Origin of the sequence: Maricaulis salignorans, assembly GCF_900103475.1 — a bacterium.
GTDB classification, from domain to species: Bacteria; Pseudomonadota; Alphaproteobacteria; order Caulobacterales; family Maricaulaceae; genus Maricaulis; species Maricaulis salignorans.
This window is the reverse complement of sequence record NZ_FNHG01000009.1, coordinates 70,282-89,874: the sequence shown is the minus strand read 5'-3', so window position 1 is coordinate 89,874 and position 19,593 is coordinate 70,282. Positions and strand designations below refer to the sequence as shown.

Annotated in this window: 15 protein-coding genes, 1 other RNA gene and 1 pseudogene; 15 read left to right on the top strand and 2 right to left on the bottom strand. The window is 64.4% G+C overall.

The features are described from left to right. Nucleotides 1–49: 49 nt before the first annotated feature. The gene (gene rimK / locus BLT42_RS08780) at nt 50–1,474 is read left to right on the top strand and encodes a 30S ribosomal protein S6--L-glutamate ligase (RefSeq protein ID WP_091769829.1); all 1,425 of its coding nucleotides are present in this window, start codon (nt 50–52) and stop codon (nt 1,472–1,474) included. A gap of 103 nt (nt 1,475–1,577) precedes the next feature. On the opposite strand, the gene BLT42_RS08775 is transcribed toward rimK, so the two are convergent. Both BLT42_RS08775 and BLT42_RS08770 read right to left on the bottom strand, forming a co-directional pair. Then, the gene (locus tag BLT42_RS08775) at nt 1,578–2,102 is read right to left on the bottom strand and encodes a fasciclin domain-containing protein (protein WP_091769827.1); all 525 of its coding nucleotides are present in this window, start codon (nt 2,100–2,102) and stop codon (nt 1,578–1,580) included. Nucleotides 2,103–3,011: 909 nt separating this feature from the next. Next, nucleotides 3,012–6,572, bottom strand: coding sequence for a hydantoinase B/oxoprolinase family protein (locus BLT42_RS08770; RefSeq protein ID WP_091769825.1), 3,561 nt, complete (start codon nt 6,570–6,572; stop codon nt 3,012–3,014). A 167-nt stretch (nt 6,573–6,739) separates the two neighbouring features. Between BLT42_RS08770 and BLT42_RS08765 the strand changes: the two genes are divergently transcribed. The 14 genes and pseudogenes from BLT42_RS08765 (at nt 6,740) to mraY (ending at nt 19,593) form a co-directional block, all read left to right on the top strand. After that, nucleotides 6,740–7,459 (top strand): molecular chaperone DjiA, encoded by a 720-nt coding sequence (locus tag BLT42_RS08765; RefSeq protein ID WP_091769823.1) that lies wholly within the window; start codon nt 6,740–6,742, stop codon nt 7,457–7,459. Nucleotides 7,460–7,514: 55 nt separating this feature from the next. Next, nucleotides 7,515–7,802, top strand: coding sequence for a hypothetical protein (locus BLT42_RS08760; protein ID WP_091769820.1), 288 nt, complete (start codon nt 7,515–7,517; stop codon nt 7,800–7,802). Nucleotides 7,803–7,920: 118 nt separating this feature from the next. Then, the gene (locus BLT42_RS08755; RefSeq protein ID WP_091769818.1) at nt 7,921–8,835 is read left to right on the top strand and encodes a DMT family transporter; all 915 of its coding nucleotides are present in this window, start codon (nt 7,921–7,923) and stop codon (nt 8,833–8,835) included. Beyond that, a pseudogene (locus tag BLT42_RS08750) lies at nt 8,835–9,302 on the top strand (N-acetylmuramoyl-L-alanine amidase); the annotation flags it as partial. The gene BLT42_RS08755 and the pseudogene BLT42_RS08750, both read left to right, overlap by 1 nt. 58 nt (nt 9,303–9,360) lie before the next feature. Continuing rightward, nucleotides 9,361–10,533 (top strand): iron-containing alcohol dehydrogenase, encoded by a 1,173-nt coding sequence (locus BLT42_RS08745; RefSeq protein WP_091769814.1) that lies wholly within the window; start codon nt 9,361–9,363, stop codon nt 10,531–10,533. A 412-nt stretch (nt 10,534–10,945) separates the two neighbouring features. Continuing rightward, entirely contained in the window at nt 10,946–11,323 is a 378-nt protein-coding gene (locus BLT42_RS08740; protein WP_091769812.1) for a hypothetical protein, read from the top strand. A gap of 88 nt (nt 11,324–11,411) precedes the next feature. Further along, an RNA gene (gene rnpB, locus BLT42_RS08735) (RNase P RNA component class A) lies at nt 11,412–11,805 on the top strand. Nucleotides 11,806–12,011: 206 nt separating this feature from the next. Continuing rightward, nucleotides 12,012–12,473 (top strand): division/cell wall cluster transcriptional repressor MraZ, encoded by a 462-nt coding sequence (locus BLT42_RS08730; protein ID WP_091769810.1) that lies wholly within the window; start codon nt 12,012–12,014, stop codon nt 12,471–12,473. Beyond that, nucleotides 12,470–13,474, top strand: a complete 1,005-nt coding sequence (gene rsmH, locus BLT42_RS08725) for a 16S rRNA (cytosine(1402)-N(4))-methyltransferase RsmH (protein WP_091769808.1) — start codon at nt 12,470–12,472, stop codon at nt 13,472–13,474. The genes BLT42_RS08730 and rsmH overlap by 4 nt, the downstream gene beginning before the upstream one ends. After that, entirely contained in the window at nt 13,471–13,854 is a 384-nt protein-coding gene (gene ftsL / locus BLT42_RS08720; RefSeq protein WP_091769806.1) for a cell division protein FtsL, read from the top strand. Before rsmH ends, ftsL begins: the two co-directional genes overlap by 4 nt. A gap of 62 nt (nt 13,855–13,916) precedes the next feature. Next, nucleotides 13,917–15,608, top strand: coding sequence for a peptidoglycan D,D-transpeptidase FtsI family protein (locus BLT42_RS08715; protein ID WP_176780305.1), 1,692 nt, complete (start codon nt 13,917–13,919; stop codon nt 15,606–15,608). Continuing rightward, the gene (locus tag BLT42_RS08710) at nt 15,605–17,077 is read left to right on the top strand and encodes a UDP-N-acetylmuramoyl-L-alanyl-D-glutamate--2,6-diaminopimelate ligase (protein WP_091769802.1); all 1,473 of its coding nucleotides are present in this window, start codon (nt 15,605–15,607) and stop codon (nt 17,075–17,077) included. The genes BLT42_RS08715 and BLT42_RS08710 overlap by 4 nt, the downstream gene beginning before the upstream one ends. Continuing rightward, nucleotides 17,070–18,482: a UDP-N-acetylmuramoyl-tripeptide--D-alanyl-D-alanine ligase gene (locus BLT42_RS08705; protein WP_091769800.1), complete on the top strand. Its 1,413-nt coding sequence runs from the start codon at nt 17,070–17,072 to the stop codon at nt 18,480–18,482. The genes BLT42_RS08710 and BLT42_RS08705 overlap by 8 nt, the downstream gene beginning before the upstream one ends. A gap of 7 nt (nt 18,483–18,489) precedes the next feature. Next, the gene (gene mraY, locus BLT42_RS08700; RefSeq protein ID WP_091769798.1) at nt 18,490–19,593 is read left to right on the top strand and encodes a phospho-N-acetylmuramoyl-pentapeptide-transferase; all 1,104 of its coding nucleotides are present in this window, start codon (nt 18,490–18,492) and stop codon (nt 19,591–19,593) included.

Sequence of the window (19,593 nt, the reverse complement as noted above, 5' to 3'; positions counted from 1 at the left end):
TTTCTGCTAAGACCGATCCGTGTTTGATCGCGACGCTTGAGAGAGACAAATGGACAAGACATTCCAGCTCGGTTGGGAAGAGTGGGCGGCATTTCCCAAGCTGGGGCTGCCGGCGGTGCGGGCCAAGGTTGATACCGGGGCGCGGACTTCGGCGCTGCATGCGGTCTCGGTCGAGCCTTTCGGGCCGCTCGACAAGCCGCAGGTTCGTTTCATCATGCACCCGGTGCCGGACAAGCCGGAGATCGAGGTTGTCTGTTCGGCGCCTGCGGTCGATCGCCGTGAAGTGACCTCCTCGAATGGCGAGCGTGAATTGCGCTGGGTGATCGAGACGCCGATGAAGATTGGCGAGCGCACCTGGCCGGTCGAGCTGACCCTGACCAATCGCGAATCCATGACCTATCGCATGCTGCTCGGACGCCAGGCGATTGGCGAGGACATGATGGTCAGCCCGGGCCAGTCCTGCGCCCAGGGCGCGCTATCCTACGAACTCTACAAGGATTTCCCGCGTCGCCGGCCGGTCAAGCGGCCGCTGCGTGTCGCCATCCTGACGCGGGAGCCGAATAACTACTCCTCCCAGCGCCTGAAGGACGCCGCCGAGACGCGCGGCCATGTCGTCGAGATGATCAATACGGCGCGCTGCACCCTGGCGCTCGATGCCGCTGATCCGCGGGTATTCTATGACGGCAAGCCGCTGCCGGCCTATGACGCCATCATTCCGCGCATCGGGGCTAGCATGACCGGCTATGGCATGGCGGTGCTGCGGCAATTCACCATGATGGGGGCCTATTGCCTCAATTCGGCCGAGGCGATCGGGGCCTCGCGCGACAAGCTCTATGCCCACCAGGTGCTGGCGCGCGAGGGCATTGCCATGCCGGTGACGGCCTTTGCCCATTCGCCGAAAGACACGAATAATCTCATCGCCCATGTCGGCGGTGCGCCGCTGGTGGTGAAACTGTTGCAGAGCACGCAGGGTCGCGGTGTCGTGCTGGCCGAGACCAAGAAGGCGGCGGAATCGGTGATCGATGCCTTCCGCGGCCTCGAGGCCAATTTCATCGTCCAGGAATTCGTCAAGGAAGCCGGCGGCGCCGATATTCGCTGCTTCATCGTCGGCGGCAAGGTGGTCGCGACCATGATGCGCCAGGGCGAGGCGGGCGAGTTCCGCTCCAATCTGCATCGCGGCGGCTCGGCGACCAAGGTCAAGGTGAGCAAGGACGAACGCCTCTCCGCGCTGCGCGCCGCCAAGGCGCTGGGGCTGTCTGTCGCCGGTGTGGATCTGCTGCGATCCTCGGTGGGGCCGAAAATCCTGGAAGTGAATTCCTCGCCCGGTCTGGAGGGCGTCGAACGCACCTCGGGCAAGGATGTCGCCGGCATGATCGTGGAATATATCGAGGACCATGTGCGCCCGATTGCCCGCAAGACGGTGCGGCGCAAGAAGGCGGTAGCGGCGAAGGCTGCGGCGGACACTGCGTCCTGATCGGCTGATGGCGGACCGGCCGGGGGGAGCGGGCCCGCTATATCAGGGCTGAAATCCGGGCAGGCCCGCCCCTGGGGGAGAGCGGCGGACCTGCCCGTTTTCATCAACCGGCCGGAATAATGACCTGGTCGACGACGTGGATGACACCATTCGAGGTCAAGATATCGGCCTGCACCACATTGGCATTGCCGACCCGGACACCATCTGTTGCATCGATGGCGAGCATCGAGCCTTGCACGGTCTCAACCGAAAGGGTCTGGCCGGCCAGCTGGTCCGAGGTCACGCGGCCGGGGACGACATGATAGGTCAGGAGGCTGGCAAGCTCGGCCTGGTTTTCCGGCAGGAGAAGGCGTTCAACTTCGCCCGCGGGCAGGGCAGCGAAGGCTGAGTCCAGCGGTGCGAAGACCGTGAACGGACCCTCGCCCTTGAGCGTGTCGACAAGACCGGCGGCCTGGACGGCAGCGACCAGCGTGCCGAACTGGCCGGCGGCAACAGCCGTGTCGACGATATCGGTCTGGGTCATGGCGGCATGGCCATGATGGTCCATCTTGGCCGAGGCCGGAGTGCCGGCGAAAGCCGGGGCAGAGAAGGCGGCGGCTGCGACGGCAGCCAGGGCAATGAGACGCATGGTTGCGCTCCCGTTCTTGAGACAAAGGGGACCGCCGGTGGCCACCGGCGGTTTTGATGACTGGGTCTCATGCATGTGACAGACGGGGTTACGCCAGCGCCGCACGAACGGATGAGTTTCTGTCGGATGTTTAATGTTGCGGGCCGGCCGGGCACTCAAGCCGTCCACGACGCCGGCCAGCCCGTCGCCTGTCACTGACTGTCATGCCTGCAGCGCCTGCCAGGACGCGTTCACGCACGGCCAGGGGCGGCGGGCCGGGTGAGGGCGGAAAATTGGGATGGGGCCGACAATGTCACAGAGAGCGCGAAATCCCTGTGATCATAACCCGCCGGGCCCTGGGGGGATAAGCCTGTTCTGAGACAAAGGCGCCAGGCACCATATTTTCGGAGGTGGCCAATTTTCCCCGACAAACCGCCACAAAGCGTCATTCCAGCGCAGGCTGGAACCCAGTTCATGGAGCGCAAAGCTTTGATGGATTGACGCTTATGGGATTCACGATGGCGTGTGAATCTGGGTTCCAGCCTGCGCTGGAATGACGATTATTTGTGCGTTTGGTGATGGATAAGTCGCGGATACACAGTCCAAACCGCACATCACCCTCCCCCGGAGGAGCGAAGCGAATTCCGGGGGAATAGTTCTTGGGTTTTATTCAAGAAATGCCCCGAGCGGCCAGACCCCGCCCTGAAAACCATGCCGGGATCCGGCCAGACTGGCAAGGATTTCAGGGATGGCTCCGCCCGGCGCGGGGCGTGACCCCGTTTTTTTGGGTTGCCCGGGACATGGTCCGGCTTCGCCGGTGCGTGTCCCGACTTGGTGAGAGGCAATGCGGAACGGGTCACGCGATGACTACCCAAGTCGGGACACGCACCTGCTTCCTTGAAGCAGGACCATGTCCCGTTGGGGCTTGGCTTAGCCCTTCCCATACCCGCCACCGCCCGGCGTCCTGACCTCAACACTATCCCCCGGCTCAACATCGATCCGGAACAGACCAGGCAGGGCTTCCGTCTCCCCGCCCGCCCGCGTCACACTCTGCTCGCCGCGCGCGGCATCGCCGCCGCCCGCCAGTCCAAACGGTGCTTCCTTGCGGCGTGAGGAGAGGAGGGCGACTTCCATCGCTTCCAGGAAGGTGAGTTTGCGGTCACTGCCATCGCCGCCGGGGAATTGGCCCGCGCCGCCGGATCCGGGGCGGATCCTGTGATGTTCGAGCCGCACCGGAAAGCGCCGTTCGAGCACTTCCGGGTCGGTCATGCGTGAATTGGTCATGTGGGTGTGGACGGCCGAGAGGCCGGCAAAGCCGTGGCCCTCATTATTGATGCCGGCACCGGCGCCGCCGCAAATGGTCTCGTAATACTGGTGGCGCGCATTGCCGAAGGTGAGGTTGTTCATCGAGCCCTGGCTGGCGGCGAGCCGGCCGGTGGCGCCGAACAGGGCGTCGACGATCAGTTGGCTGGTCTCGACATTGCCGGCGACCACGGCGGCGGGCGGTTTCGGGTTGAGCAGGCTGCCTTCCGGGATGATGAGTTCGAGCGGTTTCAGACAGCCCTCATTGAGCGGAATGGCATCGCCGACCAGACAGCGGAAGACATAGAGCACTGCGGCGCGGGCGACCGATGAAGGCGCGTTGAAATTGCTCGGCCGCTGCGGCGAGGTGCCGGTGAAATCGACTATCGCCGAGCGTTCCGCCCGATTGACGCGGATGGCGACGCGGATCTCGGCCCCGTCATCGAGCTTGACGCTGTGCTCGCCATCGCTCAGCGCATCGATCACCCGGCGCACGGCGCGTTCGGCATTGTCCTGGACATGGCACATATAGGCCTTGACCACATCGAGCCCGTTATCATCGACCAGGCGGCGCAGCTCGTCAGCACCCTTGGTGCAGGCGGCGAGCTGGGCCTTGAGGTCGGCGATATTCTGGTCCGGATTGCGCGCCGGCCAGGGCTTGGAGGCGAGCACGGCGCGGGTCTCGGCCTCGAGGAATTTTCCGCCGGCCATGATCTTGATATTGCGAAATTGCACGCCCTCTTCCTCGATTGAGGTCGAGAAGGGCGGCATGGAGCCCGGCGCGATACCGCCGACATCGGCATGGTGTCCGCGCGAGGCGACGTAGAAGATGCGCTCGCCGGTGGTCTCGTCATGGACGGGCGTGACGAGGGTGATGTCGGGCAGATGGGTGCCGCCATCATAGGGGGCATTCACCGCGACCGCATCACCGGCCGCAAGGTCCGGATGGGCCTCGGCGGCGGCGCGCACGCTGGCCGACATGGAGCCGAGATGCACCGGCATGTGCGGGGCGTTGGCGACGAGGCCGCCTTCCGCGTCGAACACGGCGCAGGAGAAATCCAGCCGCTCCTTGATATTGACCGAATGCGCCGTGCGCTCCAGCGCCAGCCCCATTTGCTCGGCGACGCTCATGAAGCGCTTGTTGAAGAGTTCCAGACGGATCGGGTCGAGCGCGGTGTCCGCAGTCTCGGCGGCGAGGGCTTCGGTGCGGGTGAGTTTCAGCGTGCCCTCAGGCAGGCGGCTCGCCGACCAGCCGGCATCGATCACGATGGTGGAATTGGGATCCATCACCAGGGCCGGTCCGGCGGCCTCCGCGCCAGCACCAAACTGGTCGAGCCGGTAGAGCGGCGTCTCGCGCCATTGGCCGCGATCGAACACCTGCACGGAAGCGATGGCCTGCGGCGCCGACGTCTCTTCACTCATCGCAATCGACCAGCCGCGTGCGCCGGGCGGATCGGCTTCGGCCTCGACCATCACGGATTCAATCATCAGCGCCGCATCGGGCGCAAAGCCGAACAGGCGTTTATGGGCCGCGGCGAAATTGGCCTGCATCGCTGCGGGCTCGTCGACGGGCACCGGCAGGCTGGTGTCGGAGCCCTGCACGCGCAGGCGCCATTCGGTGCGGGTGCGGATCTGATCGCTGGCGAAGCCTTCGGCGGTCAGGCGGGCAGTGACATCTTTGGCCAGATCGGCGGCGAGGGCGCGGGCCGTCTCGATCCCGGTCGCGAAATCCTGCTCGACGGCGGCCAGCTTGGTCTGGCGGATCTCGGCGAGACCGATGCCCAGCGCCGAGAGCAATCCGGCATAGGGGTGGATCAGGACAGAGGTCATGCCCAGCGCATCGGCGACCTTGCAGGCGTGCTGCGCCCCGGCGCCGCCAAAGGCGGCCAGTGCATAGGCGGACGGGTTGACGCCCTGACCGATGGAGATCTGCTTGATCGCCTGGGCCATGCTCTCCACGGCGACGGCGAGGAAGCCCTCGGCGGCCGCTTCCGGGCTGTCGAGCTGCATGGCATCGGCCAGTGTCTGCAGCGCGGCGCGGCTGGCCTCGACATCGAGCGGTGAGGCACCGTCCTCGCCGAAGACGAGCGGGAACCATTCGGCCTGCACCCGGCCGAGCACGATATTGGCATCGGTCACGGCGGCCGGTCCGCCGCGGCCATAGCCGGCGGGGCCGGGCATGGCGCCAGCGCTCTCCGGGCCGACGCGGGCGCGTTCGCCGTCGAAGGTGAGCAGGGAGCCGCCACCGGCGGCGACGGTGTGCACAGCCATCATCGGTGCGCGCAGGCGATGTCCGGCGACCAGGGTTTCCTGGACGCGCTCGAAGGTCTCGCCATCAAAGCGGGAGACATCGGTCGAGGTGCCACCCATGTCGAAACCGATCACCTTGGGATGCCCGGCGGCGAGGGCCGTCTTGGCCATGCCGACGACACCGCCGGCCGGGCCGGACAACACCGCGTCGCGGGCGTGGAAACCGGCCGCCGGCGCGAGCCCGCCCGATGACTGCATGAAGTAGAGCGGCGTGCCCTCCAGCCCGGCATCGACGCGGTCGACATAATCGCGCAGGACCGGGGTGAGATAGGCATCCAGAACGGTGGTCGAGGCGCGCGGCACGATCTTGACCAGCGGGCTGGCAATACTGGAGCGGATCACGGTCTTGAAACCGGCCTCGCGGGCGAGGGCTTCCAGCCGGGTCTCGTGGACGTCATTCCCATAGGCATGCATCAGCGTGATCGCGACGGAGGTGAAGCCATCGCGCCGCGCTAGGGCGAGCGTATCGCGGACCGGTGTCTCATCGAGCGGCGTCAGGACATGGCCGGCGGCATCGATGCGTTCATCGATCTCGATCACCCGGTCGTGCAGTGGTGCCGGGCGCTGGATGTCGAGGGCGAAGATGTCGGGACGGGTCTGGTCGCCGATGATCAGGAGGTCGGCAAAGCCGCGCGTCACCAGGAAGAGGGTTTTCGCGCCCTTGCGTTCGAGCAGGGCATTGGTGGCGACCGTGGTGCCCATCTTGACCGAACCGACCGCAGCGCCGGCGGCGAGACGGCGCACGCCCTCGCTGGCGGCGTCGGGATAGTCAGGGCTCTCCGACAGGAGTTTGAGCGGATGCAGGCGGCCATCAGGGCCGCGTCCGATCACATCGGTGAAGGTGCCGCCGCGATCAATCCAGAACTCCCAGTCAGACATGAAAACTCCCGTCGAAGCGCTGCCGCATATCTCTGCCTGCAGCGAGGTTTATCATGGTCTGCGCCGGCGTGAGCGGGTAAAGCTGACAAAATACGGTCAATCCGATTGCCCATCCCTGACGTATCCCGGATTGAACACCTATATGGCCGTGCAAGGGACATTCACGCATGCGTTTTTGGCACAAATTGGCAGCCCGCCTGCAGGGACGGGACAGCTTCCTCGACTGTGACGGTTGCGATGCGGGCTCTGGCCTGGCCAATGCCGAGCCGGAGCGCCGGGTCGGGGATGCTGAATTTGCCATGGCGCTGATCGGGCTGGGGGCCAAAATGGCCAAGGCTGACGGCTTTGTGACTCGTAGCGAGATCAAGGCCTTCTACGAAGTCTTCCGGCCGCCGCCCGAGGGGCGCGCGGCGCTCGACCGGGCTTTCGAGCTGGCGATGCAGACGACGCTCGGCTTTGACGGTTATGCCCGGCGCCTGGCGCGGCGCTTCCGGGCCAATCCGGCGATCCTGGAAGACGTGCTCGACGGCCTGTTCCACATCGCCAAGGCGGACGGGGCGGTGACCAGTGACGAGCTGGACTATCTCAACCAGGTGGCGGAGATATTCGGTTTTTCGCCGCTCGAATTTCGCCGTATCAGTACGGCGCATCTGGGCGCTTCCGATGATGATCCCTATATCATTCTCGGCATCGAGGCCGACATTTCCGACGCCGATCTCAAGCGCGCCTATCGCCGAATCGCGTCGCAAAACCATCCGGATCGCATGATGGCGCGCGGTGCGCCGCTGGAAACCCAGCGTTTCGCCAATGAAAAAATGGCAGTTATTAATGCTGCTTATGGTCAGATCCTTGCAGAGCGCGGGCTTAATGTCGGTGCTGCCAATTGACCTTGGCGGTTGAAATGCCAACATTGGGATGAGGGGCAGATATGGATCGAGGATTATGACAGAGAAACCTCACACCCAATCGGCATTCTTCGCGACCGGCGCTGGCCGGATTGCACGCGATGTTCTGGCGGCCATGATCGCCCTGGCCTTCATCGGTGCGGTGGTCTTCATGGCCGTCATGCTGACGGCGGTCTTCCTGATCATCGCCGGCGCAGGCCTCGTCACCTTTGGTGTTTACTGGCTGTGGACCAAGGTTCGCGGCCGCCGTGAGCGCAAGGGTCCGGAAATCCTGGTCGCGACCCGCGGCCCCGATGGCTGGACGGTGGACGGGCTCGGTTCCTGAGCCGAGCCACGGCTCTGCATTATCCGCCGCAGATTTCGTAACGTACTGACATCAAGCGTGCATGTCGCCTATACGCGTGGCCGCTTGTGCGACTGGCCGGGCCGGTCCATGAAGCGATATGCGTATTCGTGATCTCCTCGCCCTGATCGCGGTTTGTGCGGTCTGGGGCGTCAATTTTGTTGTTGCGAAATTTTCGATCACGGGCTCACCGGGATGGGTGCCCGGATTCGAGGGCTCGCCGCCGCTCTTCTTCGCCTTCCTGCGCTTTGCGCTCCTCTTCATCATCCTCTCGCCCTGGCTGATGCCGCGGCCGGGCGATATGAAGGCGATGTTTGGCATCGCCCTGACGATGGGCGCGCTGCAATACGCGCTGATGTTTCTGGGCCTGCAATGGGCGACGCCTTCGGGCATGGCGATCACGCTGCAGATGGGGGTGCCGTTTGCGACCCTGCTCTCGGTGGTGATGCTGAAGGAAAGGCTCGGCCTGCCGCGCATCACCGGCATTGTCATCGCTTTTGCCGGCATTATCCTGGTCGTCGCACGGCCCGGCATTGGCGGGCTTTCCTTCGGCCTCCTGCTCGGGATCGGCGCCGCCTTCTCGGGCGCGCTGGGGATGATTCTCGTCAAGCGCATGCCGCTGGATTCAATGCGGATGCAGTCCTGGATCGGGCTGATCTCCTGGCCACCCCTTCTGGTGCTGTCGCTGGTGTTCGAGCGCGACCAGATCAGCTCGGTCATGGCCGGCGGCTGGCCCTTTATGCTGACCGTCATCTTCACCGTCTTGCTGGTCAATGTGTTCGGCCATGGTGTGTTCTACAAAATGTTGCAGCGTTATGATGCGACCATGATTGCGCCGATCACCTTGCTGGCGCCGCTCATCGGCGTCATTTCCGGTATCGTCATCACCGGCGATGAGGCCGGTTGGCGCCTGTTTGTCGGTGGCGGGCTGGCATTGCTGGGTGTCGGTATTATCGCGCTGCGGCCCAATCGGGCCCTGCCGGAAGCGGGGCTGGCGCGGGAGAAGACCCTGTGATGCCCGATCCGATTGCCGCCCCGTCGCCCAATTTCAACGAGCGCAAATTGCCGATCTCCCTGATCGTGCTGCATTATACCGGCATGGAAAATGGTGCGGTGGCGCTGGAGCGGATGCGCGATCCGGCGGCCGAGGTCAGTGCGCATTATATGGTCGAGGAGGATGGCCGCATCTTCCAGCTTGTCGATGAGGACAAGCGCGCCTGGCATGCCGGGGTCAGTTGCTGGCGCGGCGAGACCGACATCAATTCCAGTTCCATCGGGGTCGAGATCGTCAATGGCGGGCATGATTTCGGCCTGCCCGATTTCCCGGCTGTGCAGATCGCTGCAGTGATCGAACTGGTCAAGGATATTATGGGACGTCATGGGATTGGCCCCGAGGGCGTGGTCGGTCATTCCGATATCGCACCGGGCCGCAAACAGGATCCGGGCGAGAAATTCCCCTGGGAGCGTTTGGCGGCGGCGGGCTGCGCGCGGGTTGTGCGTGAGTGATACCTGTCGCTGTTTAGGTTAGGAGTCCGCCGCCATGTCCGCCAATATCTCCATCCCGCCCATATTGCAGATCGGCGCCGGGGCGCTCGGTGAGATCGCGCCGATCCTGGCGCGGCTGGGCTGCAGCAATCCGCTGATCGTCAGCGATACGGTGCTGGGCAAGATCGGCCTGACCGGCCAGCTCACCGCCTTGCTCGATACGGCCGGCCTTGCCCACGCCCTGTTCGACGGCACCGAGCCGGAGCCCTCCGATGCCTGTGTCATGGCGGGCGTGCAGGCCTTGCGCGCCGGCTCGCCGCGCGGGGCCTTCGATGCGGTGATCGCGATGGGCGGCGGCAGTGTGATCGATACGGCCAAGGTGATGGCGGTGCTGGCCGCGAGCGGCAAAACCATTCGCGAGATCGCGGTGCCGGCCGTGGTGGCCCCCGTCGGCCTGCCGGTGATCGCCATCCCGACGACGGCGGGCACGGGCTCGGAAGTGACGCGCGTCGCCGTGATCACCGAGGCGGCCAATGATGAGAAGCTCCTGTGCATGGGACCGGGCCTGGTCTCCGCCGCCGCCATCATCGACTTTGAGCTCACCCTCGGCCTGCCGCCGCGCACCACCGCCGATACCGGGCTGGATGCGCTGACCCATGCCATCGAGGCCCATGTCAGCGCCAGGGCCAATCCCTTCTGCGACCAGCAGGCGCTCGCCGCGATGCGCCTGATCGGCCCCAATCTGGAAACCGTCTACACCGACCCGCAAAACCGCCCGGCCCGCGAAGCCGTGATGCTCGGCGCGACCCTGGCCGGCATCGCCTTCTCCGGCGCCTCCGTCGCCCTGGTGCACGGGATGAGCCGTCCGATCGGCGCGCACTTCCATGTGCCGCACGGGCTGTCGAATGCGATGCTGCTGTCGAAGGTCACGGAGTTCTCGCTGGCGGCGGCGCCGGAGCGCTATGCCGCCTGTAGCCATGCGATTGGCTTTGCCGATGCCGGTGATGATGTGGGGGCTGCGCATGCCAAGCTGATGGCCGGGCTCAACCGGATCGTTGCGGCGCTGGAAGTGCCAACGCTGGCCGGTTTCGGGATCGATCGGGGGCGCTATTTCGAGATGATCCCGGTGATGGTGGAGCAGGCGTTGGCGTCTGGGTCGCCGGGGAATAATCCACGCGTGCCGACGGCGGCGGAGCTGGCGGGACTGTATGAGGCGGTCTGGGGGTGAGGGGGCATTCCTCCAATACCAATCACACCATCTTCCCCCGGAGGAGCGCAGCGAATTCCGGGGCCTGCCCCTCGGTGGCGGTGTTAGCTAAACCCCACTCCGGCAGGCCCCGGAACAAGTCCGGGGAAAAATGCGTTCTGATTTATTGGAAGACATGGCCCTCGGCGGGCCACACCCCTCCCTGAAACCCATGCCGGGATCCGGCCAGACTGGAATTGTCTAGTCAAGGGCGCGCAGCGCCGCTTCGCGGTCAGGACCCTTGACTAGACAATTCCAGTCTGGCGCCCTGCTTGGCAAGGATTTCAAGGATGGCTCTGCTCGGCGGGGCTGGGCAAGTTTTGAGCAGAGGCCGGGGGCTCGATAGAGTAGCGCCGCAGGAGCGGAGCGTGTCCGCTAGCTCTTCGGGGAGATCATGGAATATTTGGGCGATCAAATTTGTGACGAAGGGACTGCAAAACACTCGACTCTGGTTCGATTGAACGCGTTGCGCGAACGCGGCTTCCTCATGAAGTTTCCGGAGATACGATTTGCCGACATCTGCGATCTGTATCATCCGAAGTTTGGGCACGCTTCGGTGTCTGCGATGGGGCCTGTGGTCATCCGGCGGCGCGGCGACTGCGAATTGGTTTTTGAAGCCACAGATGAGGGTCAGGCTGCTTTCGAGCGATGGCTCGCCGGAGTTTCGATGCATTGGTTCACGAAGGTCCGTCGCGAGTACGGGATTGTGCTCCTGCCGATCGCGGGCGTGATGGTGTGGATAGTCTGGAGTCTGATTCAGAGATTTGACTGACCGGGAAGACGCGGCAGAGCTGATCATAACGCCCCCACCACCCCCGCCGCTTGACCGTCCCTCCCACTTCAACCACATACATCCCCGATCAGGTGGCTGGGCGGCCGCGGTGTCAGGCTTGAAAAGGCGGCACCGAGGAAAGTCCGGGCTCCACGGAGACAAGGTGCCGGGTAATTCCCGGCGGGGGTGACCCCAGGGAAAGCGCAGCAGAGAAAGACCGCCGGACGTGCGCGTCCGGTAAGGGTGAAACGGTGCGGTAAGAGCGCACCGCCCCGACCGCAAGGAAGGGGGCTAGGCAAGCCCCACCTGGAGCAAGACCGAATAGGGATGGGCCGTGGCTTTTGCCACACATGCGTCTCCGCATGCCATCCGGGTAGGTCGCACCAGGCATGTCGCAAGGCATGTCGCAGATGAATGGTCGTCGCGCTTGTTCCGTTCCGGAACAAGCGACACAGAACCCGGCTTATAGGCCACCTGATCCCTATTTCCTCCATTCATCCATCCGCGGCCCTGTGGATATTAACTTAATGTTCCCTTGTTGTTCTCAATTTAGCCATATTTGATTACTTCAAAAGGCGCTTCAATCCATAGAATTCGATGCTTTCGGCGTTGTTTCCCATCTGATCCCATGTTATCCCATAGTTAACCATACGGGGACTGATCGGTATGGCCGGGGAGCAAATCGAACGTGTTTTTATCGACCACCATTAATGGCGTTGACGCCAAGGGACGGGTATCGGTGCCAGCCGATTTCCGTTCCGTGGTGCGCGGTGGTCCGTTCGACGGTATTATCGTCTGGCCCTCTTTTGACGGCCCCTATCTGGAAGGTGGCGGCCAGGCCCTGCTCGACAGCTATCAGCGCCTGATCGAGGATATGGACCCGTATGATGATGCGCGGATCGCTTTCGAGCGCGCCATTTTCGGTGCCGCCCGGCCGCTGGCCTTCGATGCGACCGGCCGCGTCACCCTGCCCAGGGAATTGATCGATCACGCCGGGCTTGACGGCAAGGCGACCTTTGTCGGTCTCGGTTCACGTTTCGAGCTCTGGTCTCCGGATGCCTATGCCGAGCACCAGGCCTCGGCCCGCGCCTTTGCCCGCGAGAACAAGCGTTCCCTGCGTCTGGTTCCGCGCAATGGGGGTGCGTCATGAGCCATCTCCCGGTCATGCTTGATGAGGTCGTGCGCGCCCTCGACCCCCAGGATGGCGGTCTCTATATCGACGGCACATTCGGCGCCGGCGGTTATTCGCGCGCCATATTGTCCGCCGCCGATTGCCGCCTGATCGGGATTGATCGCGACCCAAGCGTCGTCCTGGCTGCCGAGCAATTGGGCAAGGCGTCGGGTGGACGTTTTGTCTTCGTCCAGGCGCCTTTCTCGAAAATGGCCGAAGTCATCACCGCCAATGGCGGCGAGACGGTAGACGGTATCGTGCTCGATATCGGCGTCTCCTCGATGCAGATCGACCAGGCCGAGCGCGGTTTTTCCTTCATGCGCGCCGGTCCGCTCGACATGCGCATGGCGCGTTCCGGCGCCAGCGCTGCCGATGCGGTCAATCTGCTCGGCGAGGAAGAGCTGGCAGACATATTTTATGTTTATGGCGATGAGCGCCGCTCGCGCCGCATCGCCAAACAGATTGTCGAGGCTCGTGCCGAGGCACCGATCGAGACAACGGATCGGCTTGCCGCCATTGTCACGCGCGCAACTGGCGGGAAACATTCAAAAATCCACCCCGCCACCAAAGTTTTCCAGGCGCTGCGGATTTATGTGAACGACGAACTGGGCGAACTGGCCCGTGCGCTCGAGGCCGCCGAGGCGATTCTGGCGCCGCGCGGACGCCTCGTCGTGGTTACCTTCCATTCACTGGAAGACCGCATGGTGAAGGACTTCTTGCGGGCCCGGTCCGGGCAGGCAGGAGGGGGTGGCTCGCGCCATGCGCCCGCAGTGGAAACCGGTCCTGTCACCAGTCCGAGTTTTTCCTTGCTGCATCGCAAGGCGAGCGCTGCCAGTGAGGCCGAGATCGCCGCCAATCCGCGGTCACGTTCCGCCAAAATGCGTGTTGCTATTCGTACCGAGGCCCCGGCCTGGGCTGAGGATCTGTCGGAGTCCGGCAGGAATGTTGTGTCGCTTGAGCGTCTGGAGGCCGTGTTATGATCCGTACGTTTAACGCGATTGCCCTTGTCGTTGCAGTCGCCCTGGCCGGCGCCCTCTATGTCGCCAAGACCGAAGCCAAGAACTCCCAGGAACGTCTCGAGGATATCCAGTCGCAGCTGGTCGAGGAGCGGCGCCAGATCAATGTTCTCAATGTCGAGATCGCGCATCTCGAAGATCCCGAGCGCCTGCGCGCGCTGGCGCGCCGCTATCTCGGCTTTGAGCCGCTCGATCCGAGCCGTGAAGTCGCGCTGGGCGATCTGCCCCTGTTGGCTGAACCCGCTCCCGGGGTTGAGCAGCCGCGCCGCGAGGGCTTGTTGGTCAACCAGTCCGACCAGGCGCTGGCACTGGCCGAGCCGCATGAGGTTGGGGGGCCAAACTGATGCGCTGGTGGCCTTTTCGCCGTCAAGTCTCAGCCGAATCCCGCAGCGTCGGCCCGCCACCCATGGCCGAGGCCGCGCCGGCCGACATGTCACGCCTGCTGCGGATCGAAAGTACGGAAATCAAGGCGCTCGATGCTGCGCGCGGGCGGCTGAAGATTGTCGGGCTGAGCCTGGCACTCTGTTTCGGCGTGCTCGGCCTGCGCGCCATCGAACTGGCCGTGACCAGTCCGGCCCATGCCGCTGCGACCCGCCCGGTGCTGGCCGAGACGACGCGCGGCGATCTGTTTGACCGCACCGGCCAGGTGCTGGCGACGACCCTGCAGACCCATTCCCTGTTTGCCGATCCGAGCCTGGTCTGGGATGCCGCCGAAACCGCCGAGGCCCTCGCCGGCGTCCTGCCCGATCTCGATGTCGAGGCGGTCACGCGTGACCTGTCCTCGCACCGCCGTTTCGTCTGGGTGCGCAGAAACCTCACCCCGCGCCAACGCCAGGCGGTCTTCTCGCTTGGACTGCCGGGGCTGGATTTTCGGCTCGAGCCGCGCCGGGTCTATCCGCGCGGCCGGCTGGCGGCGCATATCGTCGGCTATACGGATCGCGATCTGCACGGGCTGGCCGGTGCCGAGCGCTCCTTCGATGCAGCCCTGTCCTCGAGCGATGGACGTCCGGTGGCGCTGTCGATCGATATGGGCGTGCAATTCCATCTTGATGAAGTCCTGCGCACGACGATGGACGAGTTCAGTGCGCTCGCGGCCTCGGGTATTGTGATGAATGTGCGCACCGGCGAGATCGTCGGCATGGTGTCGCTGCCCGATTATGATCCCAACCGGCCCAATGATGCCTCCAATGATGAACGTCTCAATCGCAGCGCCCAGTCCGTCTATGAAATGGGTTCGACCTTTAAGGCCTTCACCGTCGCGATGGCGCTGGAATCCGGTGCGGCAACGCTGGAAAGCGGGTTTGACGCGACCGAGCCGCTGCAGATCGGCGGTCACACCATCCATGATTTTCATGGCGAGAACCGCTGGCTGACCCTGTCGGAAATCTTCATCCATTCCTCCAATATCGGCTCCTCGCGCATTGCGCTGGAAGTCGGATCCGAGGGGCAGAGAGAATTTCTCGGCCGGATGCGCCTGCTTGAGCGCGCGCCGATCGAGCTGGCCGAAAGCGCTGATCCGCTGCTGCCGCGCAATTGGGGCCCGACGGAAACGGCGACAATTTCCTATGGTCACGGTCTCGCCGTCAGCCCGATCGCCACAATCGCCGCCTTTGCCGCCATCGCCAATGACGGTATTTATGTCGCCCCGACCCTGCAACCTGTCGCTGCCGACGAAACGATTGTCGGCGAGCGGGTGATGGAAGCGAGCGCGGCGCGCGACGTGATGGCGCTGATGCGCGAGAATGTCACCGATGGTACGGGCGGGCGCGCCGAGGCACCCGGCTATCTCGTCGCGGGCAAGACCGGGACGGCGGAAAAACCCTCGCGCGGCGGCTATGACCGCAACCGGCTGATCTCCTCCTTCTCGGCGGTGTTTCCCTATGATGACCCGCAATATGCCATCCTGGTCCTGCTCGACGAGCCGCATGGCAATGAATCGACCCATGGCTATTCCACCGGTGGCTGGACCGCAGCACCTGCCGTGGGCCAGATCGTGTCCCGCATCGCGCCCATTCTCGGCGTCGACCGCTCCGATGCCGATCATAATGAGCGCGCGGCGCTGGTGCGGGCGGCCCTGATGCCGGAGGCCATCCCTTGACCCTGTCCGAGCTGCTCACACCAGGACACGCGACGCCTGCGATCGACCAGATCGAGATCGCCGGCCTGACGCTGGACAGCCGGGCCGTGAAGCCCGGCTTTCTGTTTGCTGCCCTGCCGGGGGTGAAGCTGCATGGCAGTGCCTTCGCGCCGCAGGCCGTGGCGCAGGGCGCCGTCGCGATCCTGTCCGACCAGGCGATTGCCGGGCTCGATGTGCCTGTGATCATTGTCGATGACGCGGCGGCCGAACTGGCCGCGATGGCGGCGCGCTTCTATCCGCGCCAGCCTGAACATATCGTCGCCATCACCGGTACCAATGGCAAAAGCTCGACGGTTGAATTCCTGCGCCAGATCTGGGCGGCAGCCGGGATTGATGGCGCCAGCCTGGGAACGCTCGGCGTTGCGCGCGGTGCCTCGCTCGAAACCACCGGTTACACGACGCCTGACGCGGTCGCCCTGCACCATGCGCTCGATGCGCTCGCCGCCGATGGTGTCACCCATCTGGCGATGGAGGCCTCCAGCCATGGTCTGAAGCAGAGACGGATGGACGGGGCGCGCCTGACGATCGGTGCCTTCACGAATCTGACCCAGGATCATCTCGATTATCACCCCGATTTCGACGACTATTTCGCATCCAAGGCTTTGCTCTTCACCGAGCGCCTGCCAGACGGCGCCCTGGCGGTTATCAATGTCGATTCCGAGTGGGGGGAGCGCATGGCCGGGCTCGCCCGCGCGCGCGGATTGAAACTGACGACGATTGGCTGGCGCGGCAGCGATCTCCAGATCCGCGAGATTACTCCGCGTCCAGCGAGCCAGGATGTTGTCTTCGCCTGGCGCGGTGTCGAGCATCAGGTTGAAGTGCCGCTGGTCGGCGAATTCCAGATTCTCAATGCGCTCGGCGCCGCCGCCATCGCCCTGGTCGAGGGTGTCGCCCTCAATATCGTGCTCAAAACGCTGGGCCAGCTGGGCGGCGTGCCCGGACGGCTGGAGAAGGTCGGCGAGACCGAGGCGGCGGCCCCGGTACTGGTCGATTATGCGCATACGCCTGACGGACTGGACAAATTACTGCGCTCGGCGCGTCCCCATACGCGTGGCCGCATCATTCTGGTGTTCGGCTGCGGCGGCGATCGCGATGCGACCAAACGGGTCAAGATGGGCGAGATCGCCGCCCGCCAGGCCGATCATGTCATCGTCACCGACGACAATCCGCGCTCCGAGGATGCGGCGCTGATCCGCGCGGCGATCCTGGACGGGTGTCCGGACGCAGAAGAGATAGCCGACCGCGCCGCCGCCATCGCGCGCGGCGTTGCCCTGTTGCAGCCGGGCGACTGCCTTCTGCTGGCAGGCAAGGGCCATGAGACCGGTCAGACCATCGCCGGCATTGTGCATCCATTCGACGACCGCGAGGAGGGCCGCAAGGCGCTGCTCGGCCGCAAGGCGTATCTGAGACAGGAGGGTGAAGATGCTTAAACCCCTGTGGACCGCCAGGCAGGCGATGGCCGCAACCGGCGGCATGCTCACCGGCGATCTCGACTGGACCTGTTCGGGCCTGTCGATTGATACGCGATCCATCATGCCGGGCGATCTTTTCGTGGCGCTCAAGGATGTGCGCGACGGGCATGAATTCATCACTGACGCGATGGCGCGCGGTGCCGCCGCCTGCCTCGTCACCGACACGTCCAACTGCCCGGGCCCGGCATTGCAGGTGAAGGACACGCTGCGCGCCCTGCGCGCGCTCGGTGCGGCGGCGCGTGACCGCAGCAGTGCGGTGCGTATCGCGGTGACCGGCAGTGTCGGCAAGACCAGCGTCAAGGAAGCCCTGGCCGCTGTCCTGCGCGCAGCCGGACCGGCGCACTGGAGCGTCAAATCCTACAATAATCACTGGGGCGTGCCCCTGACCCTCGCGCGCATGCCGGCCGAGACGCAGCGCGCCGTCTTCGAGCTGGGCATGAACCATGCCGGCGAAATCCACGATCTCGCCAATCTGGTGCGCCCGCATATCGCCCTGATCACCCGCATCGCGCCGGCGCATCTGGAGCATCTCGGCACGATCGAGGCGATCGCCGATGCCAAGGCCGAAATCTATGAAGGTCTCGAGCCGGACGGTGTGGCCATCTATCCCGCCGATGATCCCCTGGCCGAGCGGCTGGCCAGCCATGCCAAACGTTCGAGTGCCGCCTTCATGCTCGATTTCGGACGCAGTGCCAAAGCCGCGATCCGGATGGAATCCTTTGAGACCGGGCTGGGTGGCAGCGATGGCGTCGTCAATGTGATGGGCGTGCGTGTCCCTTTCCATCTCGCTGCCACCGGCGAGCACTGGGCCTGGAATGCCGGCGCGGTGTTTGCCGCCGCTGCCGCTTCAGGGCTCGATCCGCGCCAGGTCGCCGAGACCTTGCGCACCGTCGATGCCGAGGCAGGCCGTGGCCGCGCCATTGAGGTCGCTCTGCCAAAAGGCGGGCATTTCACCCTGCTCGACGACGCCTATAACGCCAATCCCGTCTCGATGGCCGCCGCGATTGCCTCGCTGGGTAGTGCCACACCGGGCGCAGGCGGGCGCCGCATCGCCGTGCTTGGCGACATGCTGGAACTCGGCCCGCAGTCCCCGCAACTGCATCGCGGCCTGGCGCCGGCCCTGGTCGAGGCGAATGTCGACGCTGTGTTTAGCTGTGGAGCACTGATGCGCGAGCTGCACGATCACTTGCCTGATCGCTTGCGCGCCGGTTATGCGGCCAATGCCGGCGAGGGCCGGGAGATGGTGGCTTCGGCCATTCGTGCCGGTGATGTCGTTCTGATCAAGGGGTCGAATGGCTCCGGTCTTCATAAAATCGCCGCTGTCCTGGCCGACGGCTCGGCTTTCAACCTGACGGAGGCCTGATCCGCCCATGCTGTATTTGCTGTTTGCGCCGATGGCGGACGACTTCCAGATCGCCAACCTGTTTCGCTATATCACCTTCCGCTCAGGCGGCGCCCTGATGACGGCGATGCTGATCGCTTTCGTCTTCGGTCAGCCGATGATTGGCTGGTTGCGCCGCAAGCAGGGCCGGGGTCAGCCGATCCGCGCCGAAGGTATCGAGCGTCATGTGATCGAAAAGGCGGGCACGCCGACCATGGGCGGTTTCCTGATCCTGCTCGGGGTGATGGTCGGGACGCTGTTATGGGCTGATCTGAGCAATGCCTATGTCTGGATTGTGATTTTCGTCACCGCCGGCTTCGGCCTGATCGGTTTCATCGACGACTATCAGAAAGTCACCAAACAGACGACGGACGGGCTGGGCGGCAAGCTCAAACTCGCTGGCGAATTCACCATCGCGCTGATCGCGGTCTGGTGGGCCACGGCGACAGCGACGGCCAATGGCATGGACCCGGCGGTGACGACCTCGATCACCTTCCCCTTCTTCAAGGATTTCCTGTTCAATCTCGGCCCGCTCTTCCTGGTGTTTGGCTGCCTGGTGATTGTCGGATCGGGCAATGCGGTCAATATGACGGACGGGCTCGACGGGCTTGCCATCGTGCCGGTGATGATCGCTGCCGCGACCTTCGGCGTCATCGCCTATGTCGTGGGCCGGGTCGATTTCGCCGAGTATCTGCAGGTCCTCTACACGCCGGGGACGGGGGAAATCCTCGTCTTCTGCGGCGCCTTGCTGGGCGCCGGTCTCGGGTTCTTGTGGTGGAATGCGCCGCCGGCCATGATCTTCATGGGCGATACCGGTTCGCTCTCGCTGGGCGGTGCGCTTGGCGTGATCGCGGTCGCGGTCAAGCATGAGATCGTGCTGGCGATTGTCGGCGGGCTGTTCGTGCTGGAAATGGTTTCGGTCATGGTCCAGGTCGCCAGTTTCAAACTGACCGGCAAGCGCGTCTTCCGCATGGCCCCCATCCATCACCATTACGAGAAAAAGGGCTGGGCCGAAGCGACCATCGTGATCCGCTTCTGGATCATCGCCGTGGTGCTCGCGCTGGTCGGCCTTGCCACGCTCAAGCTGAGATAG

What these genes read in the sequence shown, in the direction of transcription:
- BLT42_RS08770 (WP_091769825.1), bottom strand. Translation starts at nt 6,572, where the DNA reads ATGTCTGACTGGGAGTTCTGGATTGATCGCGGCGGCACCTTCACCGAT.
- BLT42_RS08755 (WP_091769818.1), top strand. Translation starts at nt 7,921, where the DNA reads ATGCGTATTCGTGATCTCCTCGCCCTGATCGCGGTTTGTGCGGTCTGG.
- BLT42_RS08740 (WP_091769812.1), top strand. Translation starts at nt 10,946, where the DNA reads ATGGAATATTTGGGCGATCAAATTTGTGACGAAGGGACTGCAAAACAC.
- ftsL (WP_091769806.1), top strand. Translation starts at nt 13,471, where the DNA reads ATGATCCGTACGTTTAACGCGATTGCCCTTGTCGTTGCAGTCGCCCTG.
- BLT42_RS08775 (WP_091769827.1), bottom strand. Translation starts at nt 2,102, where the DNA reads ATGCGTCTCATTGCCCTGGCTGCCGTCGCAGCCGCCGCCTTCTCTGCC.
- BLT42_RS08760 (WP_091769820.1), top strand. Translation starts at nt 7,515, where the DNA reads ATGACAGAGAAACCTCACACCCAATCGGCATTCTTCGCGACCGGCGCT.
- rsmH (WP_091769808.1), top strand. Translation starts at nt 12,470, where the DNA reads ATGAGCCATCTCCCGGTCATGCTTGATGAGGTCGTGCGCGCCCTCGAC.
- BLT42_RS08705 (WP_091769800.1), top strand. Translation starts at nt 17,070, where the DNA reads ATGCTTAAACCCCTGTGGACCGCCAGGCAGGCGATGGCCGCAACCGGC.
- mraY (WP_091769798.1), top strand. Translation starts at nt 18,490, where the DNA reads ATGCTGTATTTGCTGTTTGCGCCGATGGCGGACGACTTCCAGATCGCC.
- BLT42_RS08715 (WP_176780305.1), top strand. Translation starts at nt 13,917, where the DNA reads ATGGCCGAGGCCGCGCCGGCCGACATGTCACGCCTGCTGCGGATCGAA.
- BLT42_RS08765 (WP_091769823.1), top strand. Translation starts at nt 6,740, where the DNA reads ATGCGTTTTTGGCACAAATTGGCAGCCCGCCTGCAGGGACGGGACAGC.
- BLT42_RS08745 (WP_091769814.1), top strand. Translation starts at nt 9,361, where the DNA reads ATGTCCGCCAATATCTCCATCCCGCCCATATTGCAGATCGGCGCCGGG.
- rimK (WP_091769829.1), top strand. Translation starts at nt 50, where the DNA reads ATGGACAAGACATTCCAGCTCGGTTGGGAAGAGTGGGCGGCATTTCCC.